Here is a 20,629-nt window from a genome sequence, read left to right as displayed (position 1 = left end):
TATCTGAATCGGCAGGGAGAAGTATTGCTGCCACTCAAAGGTGGGAAATGGAAAGGATGTTTCCATGTACCAAGAGGATTGTACCAATGCTGGAAAGTACTGGAAAATTTATAAACCCTTATTTAAATAGAACGATATGGACGGACGACGTAATTTTCTAAAAACCGCATTTGCCACATGTTCATTGCTAGCAGGCAGCAAACTTCTGACGGCATGCACTCCCATCAAAAGGGCAGCATCTGAAGAAGAAGAAACATTTGAGACATTTGCCACTCCCAATGCCTTGAAAGGGATGCCTATCAAAGCTACTTTTCTGGACGAAATCAGTTGGGATATTCCGCACCAGAATTGGGGTACAAAAGAATGGGATAAGGATTTTAAAGCTATGAAAAAGATGGGAATCAATACCGTAGTGTTGATTCGTGCCGGTCTTGGTAAATGGATTGCTTCTCCTTTTCAATGCCTGTTGGGAAAAGAAGATGTGTATTATCCGCCTGTAGACTTGGTCGAGATGTTTCTGACACTGGCCGATAAATACGACATGGCTTTCTATTTTGGTATGTACGATTCCGGGAAGTACTGGCAGGAAGGATTATTTCAGAAAGAAATAGATTTGAACATGGCTCTGATTGATGAAGTATGGAAGAAATATGGTCATCATAAATCTTTTCAGGGATGGTATTTATCTCAGGAAATCAGCCGCCGGACGAAAAACATGTCTAAGATTTATGCGGAAGTCGGAAAGCACGCCAAGAGTGTCTCTGGCAATCTGACGACTTTAGTTTCTCCATACATACATGGAGTAAAGACAGACCAGGTAATGGCGGGTGACAAAGCCTTGTCAGTGAAAGAACACGAAGAAGAATGGGACGAAATATTGGATAATGTAAAGGGAGCAGTCGATATCATGGCATTTCAGGATGGTCAGGTAGACTATCATGAATTATATGATTATCTGGTTATTAACAAAAAACTGGCTGATAAATACAATATGAAATGCTGGACCAATATCGAATCTTTTGACCGGGACATGCCTATTCGTTTCCTACCCATTAAATGGGAAAAGCTATTGTTGAAACTGGACGCTGCGCGAAGAGCGGGAATGGAAAATGCAATCACGTTTGAGTTTTCTCATTTCATGAGCCCTAATTCGGCTTATCTGCAAGCCGGACACTTATACGAACGATATTGTGAACACTTTATTCTATAAACCTATCTAATATTGTAATGCAATGAAAAAAAGAATCAAATGGAATCCGAGGTTTATTACCTCATTATTTATTGCGTTCATGTGCACACTCAACTGTATGGCACAAAACGTAATAAAGGGATCAGTCAATGATGGTAGTGGCGAACCATTACCTGGAGTATCTGTAGCTGTAAAAGGTACAACCAGCGGTACTATCACAGACTTGGATGGAAAGTTCAGTATCAATGCCCGAAATAATGATGTATTGATATTCTCTTACGTTGGTATGAATACACAGGACATCAAGGTAAACAACCAGCGTTTCATTTCAGTAACTATGAAAGACGACGTTGCTTCACTGGATGAAGTAGTTGTTGTGGGATACGGTACTCAAAAACGTGGAAGCATCACTGCAGCAATTTCTACCGTATCGGACAAAGAATTGCTGAAAGCTCCGACGATGAGTATCAGTAACGTAGTTGGCGCACGTATTGCCGGAGTGGCAGCCGTTCAGTCCAGTGGTCAGCCGGGGTCTGACAATGCAACATTGACCATGCGCGGACAAACGGGTATAGTATACGTAATCGATGGAATCCGCCGTACATCAGCCGACTTCAACGGACTGGACCCTAACGAAATAGAATCGGTATCTATTCTGAAAGACGCTTCGGCTGTAGCCGTTTACGGTTTGGATGCCAATGGTGTTTTCATCGTTACCACGAAACAGGGTAAGGCAGAAAAAATGTCTATTACTTATACAGGTTCTGTCGGTTTCAGCCAAAATGCGGAACAACAGGAATGGCTGGATGGACCCGGTTATGCTTATTGGTATAATAAAGCACGCGAACTGCAAGGAGACTCTCAGGTATTTACAGCAGAGATGGTGCAGAAGATGAAAGACGGAGTTGATGGTTGGGGAAACACAAACTGGTATGATAAAGTATATGGCACCGGCACCCGTACGCACCATAACATTTCAGCAACCGGAGGTAGTGACAGAGTGCGTTTCTTTGCATCTATCGGTTATCTGAATGAAGATGGTAACATAGATAACTATGGTTACAACCGTTTGAATCTTCGTTCCAATATTGATGCAAAGTTAACCAAGAGCCTCACTTTCACCTTAGGAGTATCCGGTCGTATTGAAAAAAGAGATTCGCCGCGCTATTCTGCCGATCCGAATGCCTGGCATAATGTTCCGCAACAAATCATTCGTGCCCTGCCTTATGTGCCTGACACTTATGAATATGAAGGAAAAACATATAATGTATCCACTCCGACGGCTTCCTCTCCGGTGGCTCCGGTGGCATCTATCAATGAATCCGGATACAGCAAATCCAACTATTCCTATATTCAGTCCAATTTCAGTCTGAAATATGACGCACCTTGGCTGAAAGGATTAAGCTTTAAATTTCAAGGGGCTTATGACCTGACATATAACTTCAGTAAGATTCTCAGCAATCCTTATGAAGTAATGATCATGAATCTTCCGACTATTGAGAGCACTTCATTAACTTACTATAAAGGAACCGACGCGTCGGGCAATTCAATCAGTCTGAGTGAATCTGCTTCCCGGGGATATACATTTACCACACAGTCAAGTGTGACGTATGACAATAAGTTCGGGAAACATACTGTAGGAGCTATGTTCCTGGCAGAAACCCGTGAAAACAAAAGTAATGCATTAAGTGCCACTGGTTATGGGCTGGACTTTATCCAATTGGATGAACTCAATCAGATCACGAATAAGACAGGAAACGGAGCAGAAAAATTCCCATCTATCGGAGGATATAGCGGACATACCAGAGTAGCAGGTTTCGTAGGTCGTGTGAACTATAATTATGATGATAAGTATTATTTGGAAGCTTCTCTTCGTCACGATGGTAGTTATCTGTTTGGAGGTATGAATAAACGTTGGGTAACATTGCCCGGTGTTTCTGCAGGTTGGAGACTCAACAATGAAAGTTGGTTCAATGCTCCCTGGGTCAATAATCTGAAACTGAGAGCCGGTATTGGTAAAACAGCCACCAGCGGCGTAAGCGCCTTCCAATGGAGAAATACAATGGGAATCAGCAAAAATGCAGTTGTTATTGGCGGCAGCAGTCAGACCATGATGTATGCTTCCGTATTAGGTAATCCCAACTTGTCATGGGCACAGTGCCTGAACTATAATGTCGGTGTCGACGCAACGATGTGGAATGGTTTGTTAGGAGTTGAATTTGACGTATTCTATAAATACGAGTATGATAAACTGGCCACTGTGACCGGAGCATACGCACCTTCAAGAGGTGGATATTATTTCAGTTCTGCCAATGTGAACAAGACTGATTATAAAGGTTTCGACGTTACTTTGACTCATTATAACCATATCAACAAGTTTAATTATGGTGCCAAGTTGATCTGGTCATATGCATACGGTCGTTGGCTGAAGTATGTAGGCGACTCCGACAATGCTCCTGAATATCAGCGTTTGACAGGAAAGCAAATCGGTTCTAAATATGGTTTTATCGCAAATGGTCTGTTTCAGAGCGAGGAAGAGATAGCAAATTCAGCAACAGTTAAAGGCTATAAGGCATTGCCGGGATACATTAAGTATGTAGACAGAAATGGTGATGGTATTATTACAGCAGCACAAGACCAAGGCTATGTAGGCAAAAGTGCTACTCCGAAGCATACCGGTTCTTTGAATTTATTCGGTAATTGGAAAGGATTTGACTTTGACTTATTATTCTCTTGGGGATTGGGCAATGTAGTTGCACTGACAGGTCAATATACAGCCAGTGGTTCTGAAGGTACACAGGATAATACCTCATTTACGAAGCCTTTCTATCATGGTGGAAACTCACCGACTTTCCTGGTAGAGAACTCATGGACACCTGATCACACTAACGCGGAATTTCCACGTCTGGAAATCACAGGTCCGAGTAACAACAATGGGTACTCTTCAACTTTTTGGTACAGGAATGGTAACTATATGCGTTTGAAAACTGCACAGATAGGTTACAACTTCCCGAAAAAGTGGTTGAATCCGGCAGGTATAGAAGGACTAAGACTTTATGTAGAAGGATATAACCTATTGACCTTCAGCGGACTTACCAAATACAACATCGACCCGGAATCACCGGCAGTAAACAATGGTTATTATCCGCAACAGAGAACATATACGCTAGGTGTAAAACTAACATTCTAAAAAACGGAAGCATATGAAAAAAATATTATTAAATATATCATTAGCACTGGCACTAGGCTTTAGTATAAGTTCGTGCAATGACTGGCTGGACGGTGTGGAGCAAACCTCGACCGTTAGTGATGAAATTGTTTGGCAAGATGAAGCATATGTGGATAAATACGTCAATGCATTCTACACATATCTAAACAAATACGGACAATTTGGTGAATCTCAGTTCTCGGGAAGTTTAACGGAAAGTTTGACCGAGACATTCAAATACGGTTCAGTATCTTTAGGAGACAGAGCCGGACATCCGAACAACTACGTAACTAATCCGGATGTTATCAGTCCGGACGGATGCCGTTACAACATTTGGGATAAGGATTTGGCCTACGGTAATATCCGTCAGATGAATCAGTTTTTGGTTATGCAGAAGAAGTACTCTACATTCCCGGATGATAAGAATCTGAAATGGGAAGCTCAGGTACGCTTTTTCCGTGCTTATGTTTATTTTCAGTTAGCCAAACGGCATGGCGGAGTCATTCTGTATGACGATCTCCCTACCTCTAACGACAAAGCACGCAGCACAGCAGCGGAAACATGGCAATTCATTGCAGATGACCTGGATTTTGCGGCAACCAATCTTCCTAAAGAATGGGATGCAGCCAACAAAGGACGAGTGACAAAAGGTGCGGCTTACGCATTGAAATCACGTGCTATGCTATATGCTGAGCGTTGGCAGGATGCTTATGACGCAGCTGATGAAGTAGAAAAGTTACAGTTGTATGATTTGGTGGACAACTATGCAGATGCTTGGAAAGGCAATAATAAAGAAGCTATTTTGGAATTTGACTACAATAAAGACAGTGGCCCGAACCATACCTTCGACCAGTATTACGTTCCGCAATGTGACGGCTACGACTTTGGTGCGCTGGGTACTCCGACACAGGAAATGGTAGAATCTTATGAAGATAAAAACGGAAACAAAGTAGACTGGTCCGAATGGCACGGCACTACCACCCAAGAACCTCCATACGATCAGTTGGAACCTCGTTTTGCGGCTACTGTTATTTATCGCGGCTGTACGTGGAAAGGCAGAATGATGGATTGTAGCGTAGGTGGAACAAACGGTGCTTTCATGGCTTACCGCGAACAATCATACTCTTATGGTAAAACAACTACCGGTTACTTCCTGCGCAAACTGCTGGATGAGAAACTGATTGACGTCAAAGGAACCAAAAGTTCTCAGGCATGGGTAGAAATCCGATTTGCCGAAGTTCTGTTGAATAAGGCTGAGGCAGCATACAGACTTAACAAAACCACTGAAGCACAGTCCTTAATGAATCGCGTCCGCGGACGTCAGGGAGTAAATCTGCCGGGCAAATCTTCCAGTGGTGAAGCATGGTTCAATGATTATCGCAACGAACGTAAGATTGAGCTTGCATACGAAGGACATCTGTTTTGGGATATGCGCCGTTGGAGACTGGCACACATTGAATATAACAACTATCGCTGCCACGGTCTTAAGATTACGAACGGTACGTACGAATACATTGATTGCGACGGACAAGATCGTAAGTTCCCACAGAAGTTATACGTTTTACCGGTGCCGACTTCTGAAATAAAGAATAATGCGTTAATTGAGCAATATGATGAATGGAAATAACTAAAAGCTTAATACAATGAAAAATAAAATATTATCAATTATTTCTGTCATTGCGTTTCTGATGAGTATAAGCGCATGCCATAGCCCTGAAGAATTCAATCCGACTGTTGAAAGGAACATAATCAATAATTTGACAGCATCCTTCCCGGATGATGACAGTGATGACAATAGTTTCACCAGTGAGATAGATTATACAAATCATGTGATTACCGTTGTATTTCCATATAACTATCCCAAACTTTCGGACAATGTCCTGCAACTGTCTGATCTGAAAAAGATGCGTGTGATTGCTGATCTGGACAATAATGTATATGTATATCCTACATTATTATTTATGGATATGACGAAGGATAACTTTATAACAGTGAAAGACCAAACCGGCACAAATACCGAATATAAAGTTATGGCAGAAATTCGTAAAAGTAATGAGTGCGCAATCACGAAGTTCAATCTTACAAGTCTGGGATTATCAGGCATTATCAACGAAAGTTCCAAAACTATTTCTCTGATTAGCCTGGAAAGTATAGGTGAAGTATTAGCAGATGTATCGATCTCTCACGGAGCTACGATCTCGCCTGATCCAAGAACAGTCGCATTGAATTACGACCAAGACCAGAAAATTACTGTGACCGCACAAAACGGCACAACTAAGTCTACGTATACAGTCAAGAAAGAAATCCCGGAAAAGATTGCTGCCGGCTTACGCGCAAACAGTGCTAAACTTATTTGGGCTAAGAAACTTACAGACATAGGTATTTTAAGTTCTGATATGACAACCGGTATTGCTGTAACAAATGATTATGTAGTTATTAATGAACGTGCCAAAAATCCTATATACCTGAACGCCAAGAATGGCGAAAAAGCAGGGACAATGAATATTAGTTTTGCAGGTAGTCTGACAAACTTCTATACAACATCAGACAAGGACGGTAATATCCTGTTCACGAATCTGACTCCGAATGCCGGACCAGCCTTTACCGTATGGAAAGCCTCGGGAGTAGACCAAGCACCGGAAAAATACATAGAATTTACTACTTCACTGGCTATGGGTAGAAAACTGTCAGTATCTGGCAGTCTTAACAATAATGCTATTATAACCGCTCCTATCTATGCTACTTCAGGACAGTTTGCCCGTTGGCAGGTAGAAAATGGTGTACTTAAATCACAGACGCCGGATATTATTACAGCACAAGGAATAGGTGGCTGGGGAACAAATGCCGATGTCATTTACTCTGATCCGACAGATCCGACCAGTGATTATTTTACTACATTCTATGCCGAACCACGCAACCTATGCTGGATGGATGGAAAAACCAATTCAATCAAGAACAAGGGAGTGGCACTTGATGGAAACTACGTACCAAATGCAGTTGATCATGCTGTATTTAATAAGGTGGAATATGTAGCTTCAAATCTGGTAAATCCATGGAGTTGGGGAACTGCCGACAACATATACCTGTTCGATCTTTCATCAGGTTCATTAGGGACTCAGGCTATTGACTTCGGAAGTACCGGTCTGGGAATCAATGGAAACTATGGGTCTAAGATTCTTGGAAACACAAACGGTAATTATTGTGGTGATGTAGTATTGAAAGTTTCAGATGACGGTTATTATATGTACATCTACTTCATGTTCTGCAATGGATATGTAGGTTGTGTACAGTGCGACTGTATCGACATGTAAATACCATCTTTATGCAAGAAGCCTGTACCTCTTTCAGGTACAGGCTTCTTACTTCAACTATTAAGTCGTATAAAATGAATATTAAGAAAAATATAATAAAAGCATTTATGGGGGGAATAGCTGCCTGCTTGTGCATGGCATGTGGCGGCAACGACTCAAAAGATTATTGGGGAGACACCAGCGGAGGAGAAGACGAAGAACCGACAGAGAATCCTAATGCTTCCAAACCCCGTTATATCTGGATTGACGCGGCTGCCAACTTTCCCGATTTTGCCAACAGCAAAGAAAATATAGCTCGTGATCTGGCTTTAGCCAAAGATGCCGGTTTCACAGATATTGTAGTAGACGTACGTCCAACTACCGGAGATGTTCTATTTAAAACGAATCTTGTAGATCAAGTCAAATTTATGTATGCCTGGATCGGAAGTAACTATACCAAAGTAGAAAGAACGGCAACATGGGACTATCTGCAAGCCTTCGTTGACGAAGCACGCAAACAGGGGCTTCGTATTCATGCTGCCATCAATACTTTTGTCGGTGGAAATCAAATCGACGGGGGCACAGGACTATTGTATAGAGACCAGTCTAAGGCAGAGTGGGCAACACAGATGAACATGCAGGTAGGGATTACAAGCGTAATGAATACCAGTGAAAGTACCAAGTTTTTCAATCCTGCCCATCCGGAAGTACAAACGTTCCTTTGTGACTTGCTCAAGGATCTTGCAGGTTATGATCTGGACGGTATATTCTTAGACCGTGGACGTTTCCTCAATTTACAAGCTGATTTTTCTAACGAGTCCCGTAAGCAATTCGAGAATTACATGGGAGGTATAAAAATCCCCAACTACCCGAACGACATCCTGGCACCGGGTGCTTCCAGTCTTCCTGCCACCTATCCTAAATATCTGACTAAGTGGTTGGAATTCCGTGCAAAAGTGATTTATGACTTTATGCAGAAAGCACGCACTGCTGTAAAAGGAGTGAAACCCGGCATCAAATTCGGAGTTTATGTAGGCGGCTGGTATTCTACCTATTATGATGTAGGTGTCAACTGGGCAGCTTCCACTTATGATACCTCGCGCTATTACAACTGGGCGACAAGCAAATATAAAAATTACGGCTATGCCGCCTGTATGGATCAAATACTGATTGGTGCCTATGCTTCACCGCTAAAGGTACACGGCACGACGGAATGGACTATGGAAGGTTTCTGTTCATTGGCTAAAGATAAAATAAAAGGAGAATGCCCCATTGTAGCCGGAGGTCCGGATGTAGGAAATTGGGATACCAATAATCAGGCTACTCAAGAACAAGAAAATCAGGCAATCGTACAATCTGTAAAGGCCTGTATGAATGTTTGCGACGGATATTTTCTGTTCGACATGATTCATCTGAAGAAAGCCGATCAATGGCAATATGCCAAAGAAGGCATCAAACTCGCAATTGAATAAAAAAGAATAACCGACACATTAGAATATGATCGTATGAGAAAAATAACAATAGTACTTTTATCAAGTCTGTTAATCATTGCATTGGGAGCATGCAAAAGTTCTGCTACCCAAGTGGAAAATGCCAAGCCCGCTTTGATGTGGTTTGATGCGGAAGCAAACTTTGAACGCTTCAGCAATCCTGACTCCATTGATTATTATCTGACAAAAATAAAATCATTAGGTTTCACCCATGCTATCGTTGATGTACGTCCCATCACCGGAGAAGTACTGTTCGATACGGAGTTTGCTCCTAAAATGCGTGAATGGCATGGATATGAACGCAAAGACTTCGATTACTTGGGACATTTCATCAAAAAAGCCCATGAACTGGGTATAGAAGTACATGCTTCACTCAATGTCTTTGTCGCAGGACACAATTATTTCGACCGTGGATTAGTCTATTCCACGCATCCTGAATGGGCATCGACAGTATACACTCCGAAAGGAATCACTTCCATCACCAATGAAAAGAAGAAATATTCGGCAATGGTTAATCCTATCAATGAGGAGTTTCAGACACATATATTGAATGTTCTCAAGGATTTAGTGAAACGTTATCCCGATCTGGATGGATTGATGCTGGATCGTGTACGCTATGATGGTATAACGGCAGACTTTTCAGACCTCTCCCGCCAGAAGTTCGAGGCGTATATCGGACAGAAAGTAGAAAAGTTTCCGGAAGACATCTTCGAATGGAAAAAGGACGAGAATGATAAATACTATCCCGAACGCGGAAAACATTTCCTGAAATGGATTGAATGGCGCACCAAGAACATCTACGACTTCATGGCCCGTGCCCGGAATGAAGTAAAGAAAGTGAATCCGGATATTTCTTTCGGTACATACACCGGAGCATGGTATCCTTCTTATTATGAAGTAGGCGTAAACTTTGCAAGCAAGAAATACGATCCGAGCGAAGATTTTGACTGGGCTACTCCCGAATATAAGAATTACGGTTATGCCGAACTGATGGACTTATATACTACCGGTAATTATTATACCGATATCACCATAGAAGAATCTCTGAAAAACAAAAAGAGCGTATGGAACGAAACTGATTCACAGGCACAAAGCGGCACGTGGTATTCTGTTGAAGGTTCTTGTCAGAAATTACGTAATATCATGAAAGATAATAAATTTATGGGTGGTATTCTGGTGGATCAATTCTATGACAATCCCGCCAAATTATCCGCAACCATAGAAATGAACCTGAAAGCTTCCGACGGACTGATGGTATTCGATATTGTACATATCATCAACAAAGGCTTATGGAAAGAAGTTGAAAACGGAATGAGAGCCGGAGGAGCTCTGAAGTAAAATCGAAAGAATACACTATGAATATGAAAAGATTCTCAATTATCTCCCTTTTGTTATGGATAGGCATTCTGGCATTTGCCTCAGGAAAGCCAAAAGTAATGTGGTTGGACTGTTCGGCTAATTTCCAACGTTTCAGCTACCCCGATTCAATCCGCTTCTATGTAGACAAATGTCATGAAGCAGGTATCACGCATCTGGTATTGGACATTAAAGACAATACGGGTGAAGTATTATATCCCAGCAAATATGCCGCACAGAAGAAGAATTGGAAAAACTTCGACCGTCCGGATTTTGACTTTATCGGTACCTTTATCGAAGCTGCTCATGCCCGCAATATGATCATCTTTGCTGGAATGAATATATTTGCTGACGGACAGAATATCGTGAAACGTGGTGCCATCTTCGATAAACACAAAAAGTGGCAGGCTATCAATTATGTACCGCGCAAAGGACTGCTCCCTGTAACGGAAATAGAAGGAAAGCCTACCATGTTCCTGAATCCGGCACTGAAAGAGGTGCAGAAGTATGAGATTGATGTGATCAAAGAAGTTGTTCGGAATTATGCATTTGACGGCATCATGCTTGACCGTGCACGATATGATTGTATTGATTCGGACTTTTCTCCTGAGTCAAAGAAGATGTTTGAGAAATTCATCGGAAAGAAAGTTGAGAAGTTTCCGGAGGATATTTTTGAATGGCGCCCTAATGCCGAAGGAGGCATAGACCGTGTGGGTGGCCCATACTATCATCAATGGCTGACGTGGAGAGCTTCTGTTATATATAACTTTATAAAAGATGTACGTACTTCCATCAAAAAGATAAAGCCGGAATGTATGTTGGCTGCTTATACCGGTGCATGGTATCCTACTTACTTTGAGGTAGGTGTCAACTGGGCAAGCCGTAATTATGATGTCAGCAAGGACTTCAGTTGGGCTACTCCCGACTATAAAAATTATGGCTTTGCAGAGTTACTGGATTTCTATACGAATGGCAATTACTACTGGAATGTAACGCTGGACGATTATTATAAATCTTCCGGTAAATTTAAGAATGAAACAGACAGCGAGTTTTCTACCGGAGAATATTTATGTGTAGAAGGCGGTTGCAAATATTCCAAATACTTGCTGAAAGATGCGGTGCCAGTATGCGGCGGTCTGTATGTAGAAGACTACAAACGGGACGTAAACCAATTCCAGAAAGCAGTCCGTATGAACTTGAAAGAATCGGACGGTGTGATGATTTTCGACATTGTACACATTATCCGCAACGGATGGTGGGACGAACTAAAAGAAGCACTGGACGAAACTAAGCCGGATGAAGCGCGAATGATCAAAGGAACCGTTACTTGCGATGGCAAAGGTATAGCCAATGTGGTAGTGACAGACGGACAGCGTTGTGTCACTACAGACAAGAACGGTATTTACCATCTACCCAATCTCGGAAACACACGCTTTGTATATATCACGACTCCTGCCGGATACTTGACGGATTGTGAACAGACGATTCCCCGATTCTATCAGGAAATTGACCTGAACGAGACGAATGAATATAATTTCCGTCTGAAGAAGAATCCTAAAGACGACAGTAAACACTTGTTTGTGTTGGAGGCGGATGTACAGGCCGGTCTGAAAGAGCACTGGGATCTGTACGCTCCCATTGTCGATGACTATAAACAGTTAATCGATCAGTATTCGGATCGTGATGTATTCGGACTGAATTGTGGAGACATCTTTTGGGACACACCGGCCACATTCTTTCCACCTTATATCGATAAGGCAAAGAAACTGGATATCCCCATATATCGTGCAATCGGTAATCATGATATGGATTGTAATGGAGCTACTCATGAAACGTCGTACCGGACTTTCGAAGGATATTTCGGCCCTACCCACTACTCATTCAATAAAGGAAATGCCCACTATATTGTTATCAACAACAACTTTTATGTAGGACGTGAATACTTCTATATCGGCTATGTAGATGAAACAACTTTTAAATGGTTGGAAGAAGATCTGTCTTATGTCCCTAAAGGTACATTAGTCTTTTTCATAACGCATATTCCTACGAGAATAACGGAACAAAAAAGGCCATTTAATTACGATTATGCCATGTTGGCAGGAGAAACGATCAATGCTGAGGCGGTTCATCAATTATTGGATGGCTATGAAACACACTTTCTGACGGGTCATCTTCATTCCAACTCGAACATTGTATTCAACGATCACCAAATGGAGCACAATACGGCTGCCGTATGTGGTATCTGGTGGCATGCGGATGTCTGCATCGACGGCACCCCACAAGGATACGGAGTCTACGAAGTAGACGGAAACCAAGTGAAATGGTACTATAAAAGTGCCGGTCATCCGAAAGACTACCAGTTTCGAAGCTATGCTGCAGGAACATCTAAGGAATTCCCCAAAGATATTATTGCCAATGTCTGGAACTGGGATAAAAATTGGAAAGTAGAATGGCTGGAAAACGGAAAAGTGATGGGTACCATGACTCAATATACCGGAGTCGACCCGTATGCGCATCAAGTATGTACAGACAAAAAAAGAACCATGCAGAGCTGGATATCAGCAGCAAGTACAGGACATATGTTCCGTGCCACTCCCCGTAATCCGAAAGCTAAAATAGAGATCAGAGTAACAGACCGTTTCGGTAAAGTGTATCAGCAAAACGTTTCTAAATAAAGATTCATGAAGTATATCATATACCACCTATGGATTATCAGCCTGCTATTCCCATTGGGAATGCAGGCCAAAGTCAGGTTAACTTCGATCTGGGGTGATAACATGGTGTTGCAACAACAATCGGAAGTGACCTTCCACGGCAAAGCCTCTGCCAATAGTAAAATTACGATTGAAGCATCATGGAATCATCGGAAGCTAACAACCCGAAGTGACCAGCATGGAAATTGGAACATTCAACTTCCTACTCCGGCAGCAGGGGGTCCCTATACTATTACATTCTCTGACGGTGAGGCGCTTACATTAAATAATATCTTACTGGGGGAAGTCTGGTTCTGTTCCGGCCAATCGAATATGGAAATGCCTGTCAGAGGCTTTCGGGGACAGCCGGTTTATGGTTCACAACCCTATATCGTAGCTGCCGACTCCAAACGGGAATTACGTTTGTTTACAGTCAAAAGAGATTGGAGCACGACTCCTAAGGAAGAAGGTATTACGGGATATTGGTCGGAACTTTCTCCCAAAGAAGTCGGAGACTTTAGTGCTACCGCTTATTTTTTCGGAGATTTACTACAACGTTCATTGGATATTCCTGTCGGACTGATTCATTGCTCATGGAGTGCTTCCAAGATAGAGACTTGGATGGATAAAGAGACACTGTCACAATTTCCGGAAATTCAATTACCGGATATTGAACAAACCAAGTTCGACTGGCCTGCGGGTACACCTACTTTATTATGGAATGCAATGGTAAATCCGTGGAAGGGATTTCCTGTCAAAGGAGTCATCTGGTATCAGGGAGAGTCCAATTCTGCTGATCCCGCTCTTTATAAAAAGCTCTTTCCCGCAATGGTCGCTCAGTGGAGAGAATTCTTTCATAATCCTGCAATGCCTGTATACTATGTCCAGATCACTCCATGGCAGGCCGAAGGTAAAGATAGGCTTGATCGTGCATGGTTCCGTCAATGCCAGCTGGAATTAATGCAAGAAGTTCCTAATGTTGGTATGGTTACAACGACGGATGCAGGAAGTGAAAAATTCATTCATCCTCCCTACAAAATTAAAGTCGGTCAGCGCCTTGCTTACTGGGCTCTGGCCAAGACTTATGGCAAAGAAGGTTTTCTGTATGCAGGCCCTTTGTATAAAAGCCATCAATTGAAAGAGAATGTAGTAGAAATCACTTTTGAACATGGCAGTGATGGACTGATCCCTGAAAATCAAAAGTTGCGGGGATTTGAACTTGTAGACGAAAAGGGAAATATCGTACCGGCAGAAGCGGAAATAATCAATGGTTCTGCCCGTGTGAAAGTATGGAATGATTCGGTGCCTCATCCTGTAGAAGTGCGTTATTGTTTCCGCAATTATATGGAAGGTGATCTTTTCAATAATGCGGAAATACCTGCTTCTCCATTTCGGGTCGTAATACATTAATTAAACGAAAATTATGAATAACAACAGTACACGAGCTTCTTCTTTGGATGCCCTGCGTGGGTATGCTATTCTGACAATGGTTCTCTCCGGCAGCGTTGCCTGGGGAGTGCTTCCCGGATGGATGTATCATGCTCAGGTAGGTCCCCGCTCCAACTTTGTGTTTGATGGTTCTATATATGGGATCACTTGGGTTGACCTGGTGTTTCCTTTTTTCCTGTTTGCCATGGGAGCTGCCTTCCCTTTTTCAATAGGTAACAAATACAGAAAAGGCAGCTCCCGCCGGAGAATTATATACGACAGCCTTTTAAGAGGTTTCCGGCTGACTTTCTTCGCTATTTTTATTCAGCATATATATCCGTGGGTAGTATCTTCTCCTCAGGATGTTCGCTCATGGCTCATTGCATTGGGAGGTTTTGCCTTGATGTTTCCCATGTTCATGAGGATTCCGTTCAAAATGCCGGAATACGTAAGGATGCTGATTAAAATACTGGCTTATGCAACGGGAGTGTTCATGCTGCTGAATATCAACTATGCCGATGGACGGACATTCAGTCTAGGCTACAGTAATATTATCATTCTGGTATTGGCCAATATGGCCATTTTCGGCTCACTGATTTATACATTAACGATCAATAAGCCATGGATTCGTATAGCAATATTGCCTTTTATCATGGCAGTGTTCTTGGGAAATGAAAACGCAGAATCATGGAATCATAGCCTGATGGCATTCTCGCCCTTACCGTGGATGTATAAGTGCTCCTATCTGAAGTATCTGTTTATCGTAATTCCCGGCAGCATTGCCGGAGAATATCTGCATGAGTGGTTACACTGCAAAAACACGATGCCCGTAAACGACAATAAAGACGAACGCAAAAGAATGCCATGGATACTCTTATTGACCATCGGACTGATCGTATTCAATTTATACGGACTTTATATGCGTTATCTTATTCTCAATTTAGTGGGTACAATCGCTATATTATGCGTTCTCTACATTCTCTTGCAAGTGGAAGGAAAAAACACCGGTTACTGGTATAAACTCTTCAGAGCAGGAACTTATCTGATATTATTAGGGCTGGCTTTTGAAGCTTACGAAGGGGGAATCCGGAAAGATCCTTCTACGTACAGTTATTACTTCCTTGCATCGGGACTTGCCTTTATGGCGATGATTGCATTTTCTATTATGTGCGACATTTATTCTTGGTCCCGATTGACCCGTCCATTGGAATATGCAGGGCAGAATCCGATGATTGCATACGTATCCACCCAGTTGGTAGTATTACCTCTATTGAATCTGGCAGGACTGGGAACCTATCTTTCCTATCTGGATCAAAATGCCTGGCTGGGCTTTTTACGGGGAGTCATCATAACTTCTCTGGCTTTATTAATAACCATATTATTTACTAAATTAAAATGTTTTTGGAGGACTTGAATCATGTTAATCAAACGTCTATATTTTATAACAACAGCACTGCTTGCCTTCTCTATATGTTCATGTGGAGAAAGCTATCCTGATCATCCGTGGGAATGGGATCAGGAAACTGAAGAGGAAGAATCGAATCCTGATATAGTATCACAAGGATGGACGACAGCCGATAATTTCGGAAGTCTTCCGGACTATATTCACATCTATAAATCACCTGAAAATCTGGCGGGAAAGAAGGCGATTGCCTACATAGCTGTCGCAGATATGAGTAAAGCTAAATTTGAAGTTCTGGGCGACATCGCTTTCTCACAGGAAGCCAATGGATATGGAGGTAAATCGATACATACCCCTTCGGAGTTTTATGAATCTTCCAAAGCACCGGTAGTCATCAATGGAGGATTGTTTTTTTACAGTGCCGGATTCTATTATTCGCAAAATCTAGTGATTCGTGAAGGGCAGTTACTGGCACCCAATCAGAACTACTATTCAAAAGACTGGGTAACTATGTGGTATCCGACTTTAGGAGCCTTCTGCCAAATGAAGGACGGAACATTTCAAACGACATGGACTTATCAAGCATCCGACGGAATTAATTATTGCTATCCCGCCCCTGCTGATAACGATATAAACAAGGATCCGTTGCAGGCTCCGTCATCTACTTTCCCCAACGGCGCAAAAGCATTGGAGGCTACCACCGGTATCGGAGGTGTCACAGTTTTACTGCGTGCCGGAGAGATTAAAAACACGTATGTAGAAGAAATGCTGGATATTTCTGCAGCTTCCAATCAACCTCGCACCGCAATTGGTATAACAACTAACAAAAAAATGATTATCTTTGTGTGCGAAGGCAGAAACATGACAGAAGGAGTAGCAGGACTGACCACTGCCAACGTAGCTAAAGTAATGAAAGATCTGGGATGTACGGAAGCGCTGAATCTTGACGGAGGCGGTTCATCGTGCATGCTGGTCAATGGCAAAGAAACCATTAAAGGCAGTGACGGCAAACAAAGGAAAGTGCTGACCGCTGTCGGAATTAAATAGATGATGAAACAATTCTTTTTTTTCACAATGTTGTGCCTGTTCGGCATTCAGTTACAGGCACAACAAATGACGTACCATGATGCGTCATGCTTTCCTCTTTTAGGAAAAGCAACACAAGACACAGGGGCAAGATATGAGAGACTACCGGATTCTCTCAAAAACATTTCTCGTCCCCCTTTATGGAATTTGAGTCGTAATTCGGCAGGAATGGCGATACGATTTCGTAGTAACTCTACCCGAATAGCGTTGAAATGGGAGAATCTCTTTAATAACCATATGAATCATATGACCGATGTAGGAATAAAAGGTCTTGATTTATATTGTTGGGAAGAGAACGGTCAGTGGAGATTTGTCAATAGTGCACGTCCTAATGGAAAAACAAATCAAGCTACCGTTATCGCCAATATGCAGCCTAAAGAAAGGGAATATATGCTATATCTTCCTCTTTATGACGGACTTGTGTCACTGTCTATAGGAGTCGATTCTTTATCTTCCATTGATCAGCCTCAGATTAATTATCCGATCCGTGAGAAACCAATTGTATTCTATGGAACCAGCATCCTGCAAGGAGGCTGTGCTTCACGTCCCGGAATGGCACATACCAATATCATATCAAGAAGGTTGAACCGAGAATGCATTAATCTTGGTTTTAGTGGTAACGGACAACTTGACCTTGAAGTCGCAAGAGTCATGGCGGAAGTGGATGCCGGTGTCTTCGTTTTGGATTTTGTACCCAATGCTTCAGTAGAACAGATGAAAGAACGTATGGAAACTTTTTACCGGATCATTCGCAACAAGCATCCGAAAACTCCGATTGTATTTATAGAAGACCCTATTTTCACTCATACATTATTTGATCAGAGAGTAGCTCATGAAGTAACAAGGAAGAATCAAACATTGAATGAGATTTTCAATTCACTCAAGAAGAAGGGGGAAAAAGATATATATTTGATTCATTCGGAAAAGATGATAGGAGAAGATGGTGAGGCTACGGTTGATGGCATTCATTTTACCGACTTGGGAATGATGAGATATGCCAATTTGATAACTCCATTCATAAAAAAAATGATAAAGCGATAGGGTCTATGAATTTATCGTTTTCATCCGGCTACATTTAAGCATTAAAACAGTAGATTTATAAGATGTTATTTAATCTACTGTTTTAATTTTCTGAATATCTCTCAACGCATATCAACTCAACCTAAATGAATATTCATGGCTGATTCTACGAAATTCGAAACCTTCGGCATTTATTGAAGGATGTTCCAATAAAGCTCCATTTTCTCCAGTTTCTCTAGATTCAATCAGCTTATATCTTCCAAAGGATTTTTGGGCGCTTGAAACCTTTGAATCTTGATCAGGTTTAATAAGATATGACATCAAGCATACTTTACGCTTATATCGATTTATAAAAGCAGAAATAGAAGGAACAGCCCTGATTGTTCTTAACGTTTCCAACAATTGTATTTCCGCTTTTTCATATTTTCCACCGGGATAGATCACGTTTTTATCCTTATCAAGTATAGGCTTAGATAAGTTCTCAATATTTTTTTTGGTAGATGTTTGTTCGTTTAAGATATAAAAACTATCACAACTGCCTCCTGTCTCGTGCAAAATAAAATCACACCTCTTCCTTCCGGTTTCAAATTTTGTTCCCTTCAGGCCTATTAGATACGCTTCATAATTAATAACCTGAACTTCTGTCCGATTACTATGATCGAAAGAAATATTCCCAGTCTTATAATCCACGATAGATGTCAGACCTCTGTCTGTCAAATCAAAGTGCTCTTCAGCAGTAATCTCATATGGAACATCAACAATGGTACGATGTAATTTATAATGTGACGGTAGTTCCCGTTTTAGTAAGTCAATCATTGTATCTCATCTAATTTATCGTACTCATTGTATATCTCGTTAATATCATCCGATAGGTAATCCGTGTTTATCAGATGGGCATTTTGAACTTTAATGCTTTTTACCATCCCATGCTCTACTACATATACCTCAGTCTTATGATAGTCCAATGCTGCATTTTCTATTTTCACCCCTTTGTCAAATGCTTTAAGCAAAAGATTCAAATGATTAATGATATATGGACTATGAGTAGCCAAAGTCAATGTCATATATTTATTTCCGTTCAAGCATTTATCTATAAGCATATTTAATGATGAACGCTGGGCTGTAGGAAACATACTCAGTTCCGGTTCTTCAATCATCAGATGTATGGAACGGTTGGCAATATCACCGATATTCATATCATGTCTGAAAGATGATAAACTATCATTTTTGCCCAATAGAGTAACTATAGAAGAATTAAATCCGTGTACCAGATCAAAATGTTTTGAGAAATATTCAGCGATCACAGCAAGGGGTGTCATCGTTTGAATGCCAGAAGATGCATCTTCAAAATGAATTTTATAAGTGTCATTTACATTGCTGATAAAGAATTGTCTGCTTCCATTCTGAGCTTTCTTTTCATAGTAGCGAACACCTAAATAAGGCATTTCCAGCTCCTTTATCACTTCTGTAGCTTTTTTAAAGTCTTGAAAGGTCTCGGTAAAATAGAATCCCAACGCTGCTCCATCACTCAAATTTGCTAATAAAGGAGCTATAGCTCCCCGTTTATCAGAGAAAAATGAGATCTTCTCCAATGATAAATTCTCGCTGCTGATTATTTTTCTTGTTCCTTTTAGTCCTTTCTGTGGAGTATAGGTTATATTACAATCTCCTTTGCTATAAACTATTTCAGTATCATTTTTGACATAATCTGTCATCCCACCATTACGTAGATATTCAGAAATGCTTAAATCTATGGTTTTATCAATAACATTACCCAATTTCAAGTATGAACGAAGATTTATTTGCTTACACATATGTCTCATCATAGCCAGCACCTTTAAAATGGTACTTTTTCCACTACCTGATTCACCAATAAAGAAAGTGAATGGTTTGATATTATCTAATTTGACATCCTTTATTGGACCAAAGGATTTAATACTGAGATATTCTTTTTGTTCCATTATTTATATAATTCTTTATTATAGAGTAAAGGTAGTCTTTTTTTCGAGAACAACTTCATTTCAATGTTACTAAAATGATTCTACAAAAATAATAAAAAACTTTTTAGCTATAATTACTTTCATTTTTTTGCAACGGACAAAACATACATAGTAAAATAAAAACTCATAACAAATAGTTTCTGTTTATTGACTTATTATCAACAATACTCAGTTGATCCCAGAATCTTTTTACTAAAAATTTCAAACTGACATTCTATATCACAGGAAAGCTAGTTACATCGTATATATAAATTGACAATTTATATATATTCATGTTTTTTATCGAGTAATTTGAATATAACGATAAAAAGTAACAAATTACACTTATATACATTTTACCTTCTTATTTTTCTATATTTAACTAAAAAGAGAAGTTTTACTAGCTTCATCTGTATACTATAGTTAATTTAAGCCAAGTTCTCGTAGGACTAGTCAACACTCTGACCACCGTTCTTGCTCTTGTGATC

Annotated in this window: 13 protein-coding genes; 11 read left to right on the top strand and 2 right to left on the bottom strand. The window is 41.0% G+C overall.

Annotated features, from left to right (window positions below):
• The first annotated feature begins 136 nt into the window (after nt 1-136).
• The 11 genes from KTR07_RS25830 to KTR07_RS25780 all read left to right on the top strand — a co-directional run bounded on the left by KTR07_RS25830 (nt 137) and on the right by KTR07_RS25780 (nt 18,183).
• Nucleotides 137-1,210 (top strand): DUF4434 domain-containing protein, encoded by a 1,074-nt coding sequence (locus KTR07_RS25830; RefSeq protein WP_008760740.1) that lies wholly within the window; start codon nt 137-139, stop codon nt 1,208-1,210.
• A 22-nt stretch (nt 1,211-1,232) separates the two neighbouring features.
• A complete protein-coding gene (locus tag KTR07_RS25825; RefSeq protein ID WP_113747851.1) occupies nt 1,233-4,379 on the top strand; it encodes a TonB-dependent receptor in 3,147 nt (1,048 codons plus the stop codon).
• Nucleotides 4,380-4,392: 13 nt separating this feature from the next.
• A complete protein-coding gene (locus KTR07_RS25820; RefSeq protein ID WP_113747850.1) occupies nt 4,393-6,024 on the top strand; it encodes a RagB/SusD family nutrient uptake outer membrane protein in 1,632 nt (543 codons plus the stop codon).
• 16 nt (nt 6,025-6,040) lie between these two features.
• Complete coding sequence (locus KTR07_RS25815; protein WP_113747849.1) at nt 6,041-7,708, top strand: DUF5018 domain-containing protein; 1,668 nt, start codon at nt 6,041-6,043, stop codon at nt 7,706-7,708.
• A 74-nt stretch (nt 7,709-7,782) separates the two neighbouring features.
• On the top strand, nt 7,783-9,159 hold the full coding sequence (locus KTR07_RS25810) for an alpha amylase family protein (RefSeq protein WP_229072763.1): 1,377 nt from the start codon (nt 7,783-7,785) through the stop codon (nt 9,157-9,159).
• 33 nt (nt 9,160-9,192) lie between these two features.
• Nucleotides 9,193-10,515: an alpha amylase family protein gene (locus KTR07_RS25805; protein WP_113747847.1), complete on the top strand. Its 1,323-nt coding sequence runs from the start codon at nt 9,193-9,195 to the stop codon at nt 10,513-10,515.
• Nucleotides 10,516-10,532: 17 nt separating this feature from the next.
• Nucleotides 10,533-13,208, top strand: coding sequence for a calcineurin-like phosphoesterase C-terminal domain-containing protein (locus KTR07_RS25800; RefSeq protein ID WP_008766040.1), 2,676 nt, complete (start codon nt 10,533-10,535; stop codon nt 13,206-13,208).
• Nucleotides 13,209-13,214: 6 nt separating this feature from the next.
• A complete protein-coding gene (locus tag KTR07_RS25795) occupies nt 13,215-14,636 on the top strand; it encodes a sialate O-acetylesterase (RefSeq protein ID WP_008760735.1) in 1,422 nt (473 codons plus the stop codon).
• Between the two features lie 13 nt (nt 14,637-14,649).
• Nucleotides 14,650-16,068, top strand: a complete 1,419-nt coding sequence (locus KTR07_RS25790; RefSeq protein WP_008760734.1) for a DUF5009 domain-containing protein — start codon at nt 14,650-14,652, stop codon at nt 16,066-16,068.
• A gap of 3 nt (nt 16,069-16,071) precedes the next feature.
• Nucleotides 16,072-17,103 (top strand): phosphodiester glycosidase family protein, encoded by a 1,032-nt coding sequence (locus KTR07_RS25785; protein WP_008760733.1) that lies wholly within the window; start codon nt 16,072-16,074, stop codon nt 17,101-17,103.
• A 27-nt stretch (nt 17,104-17,130) separates the two neighbouring features.
• Nucleotides 17,131-18,183, top strand: coding sequence for an SGNH/GDSL hydrolase family protein (locus tag KTR07_RS25780; protein ID WP_008766041.1), 1,053 nt, complete (start codon nt 17,131-17,133; stop codon nt 18,181-18,183).
• Nucleotides 18,184-18,294: 111 nt separating this feature from the next.
• Here KTR07_RS25780 and KTR07_RS25775 read toward each other — a convergent pair whose 3' ends face one another.
• Together KTR07_RS25775 and KTR07_RS25770 are read right to left on the bottom strand one after the other, a co-directional pair.
• Nucleotides 18,295-18,978, bottom strand: a complete 684-nt coding sequence (locus KTR07_RS25775; protein ID WP_008766042.1) for a hypothetical protein — start codon at nt 18,976-18,978, stop codon at nt 18,295-18,297.
• Nucleotides 18,975-20,123, bottom strand: coding sequence for an AAA family ATPase (locus KTR07_RS25770; protein ID WP_008760730.1), 1,149 nt, complete (start codon nt 20,121-20,123; stop codon nt 18,975-18,977). The genes KTR07_RS25775 and KTR07_RS25770 overlap by 4 nt, the downstream gene beginning before the upstream one ends.
• Nucleotides 20,124-20,629 lie beyond the last annotated feature (506 nt).

The sequence above is a fragment of the Bacteroides sp. MSK.20.82 genome, from assembly GCF_019052485.1.
Taxonomy (GTDB): Bacteria; Bacteroidota; Bacteroidia; order Bacteroidales; family Bacteroidaceae; genus Bacteroides; species Bacteroides thetaiotaomicron.
The sequence above is the reverse complement of the archived record's forward strand: the minus strand, read 5'-3'. Positions and strand labels throughout refer to the sequence as shown.

Coding starts and splice junctions, on each gene's coding strand:
- KTR07_RS25790 (WP_008760734.1), top strand. CDS start 14,650: ATGAATAACAACAGTACACGAGCTTCTTCTTTGGATGCCCTGCGTGGG.
- KTR07_RS25805 (WP_113747847.1), top strand. CDS start 9,193: ATGAGAAAAATAACAATAGTACTTTTATCAAGTCTGTTAATCATTGCA.
- KTR07_RS25800 (WP_008766040.1), top strand. CDS start 10,533: ATGAATATGAAAAGATTCTCAATTATCTCCCTTTTGTTATGGATAGGC.
- KTR07_RS25785 (WP_008760733.1), top strand. CDS start 16,072: ATGTTAATCAAACGTCTATATTTTATAACAACAGCACTGCTTGCCTTC.
- KTR07_RS25780 (WP_008766041.1), top strand. CDS start 17,131: ATGTTGTGCCTGTTCGGCATTCAGTTACAGGCACAACAAATGACGTAC.
- KTR07_RS25830 (WP_008760740.1), top strand. CDS start 137: ATGGACGGACGACGTAATTTTCTAAAAACCGCATTTGCCACATGTTCA.
- KTR07_RS25820 (WP_113747850.1), top strand. CDS start 4,393: ATGAAAAAAATATTATTAAATATATCATTAGCACTGGCACTAGGCTTT.
- KTR07_RS25815 (WP_113747849.1), top strand. CDS start 6,041: ATGAAAAATAAAATATTATCAATTATTTCTGTCATTGCGTTTCTGATG.
- KTR07_RS25775 (WP_008766042.1), bottom strand. CDS start 18,978: ATGATTGACTTACTAAAACGGGAACTACCGTCACATTATAAATTACAT.
- KTR07_RS25770 (WP_008760730.1), bottom strand. CDS start 20,123: ATGGAACAAAAAGAATATCTCAGTATTAAATCCTTTGGTCCAATAAAG.
- KTR07_RS25810 (WP_229072763.1), top strand. CDS start 7,783: ATGAATATTAAGAAAAATATAATAAAAGCATTTATGGGGGGAATAGCT.
- KTR07_RS25825 (WP_113747851.1), top strand. CDS start 1,233: ATGAAAAAAAGAATCAAATGGAATCCGAGGTTTATTACCTCATTATTT.
- KTR07_RS25795 (WP_008760735.1), top strand. CDS start 13,215: ATGAAGTATATCATATACCACCTATGGATTATCAGCCTGCTATTCCCA.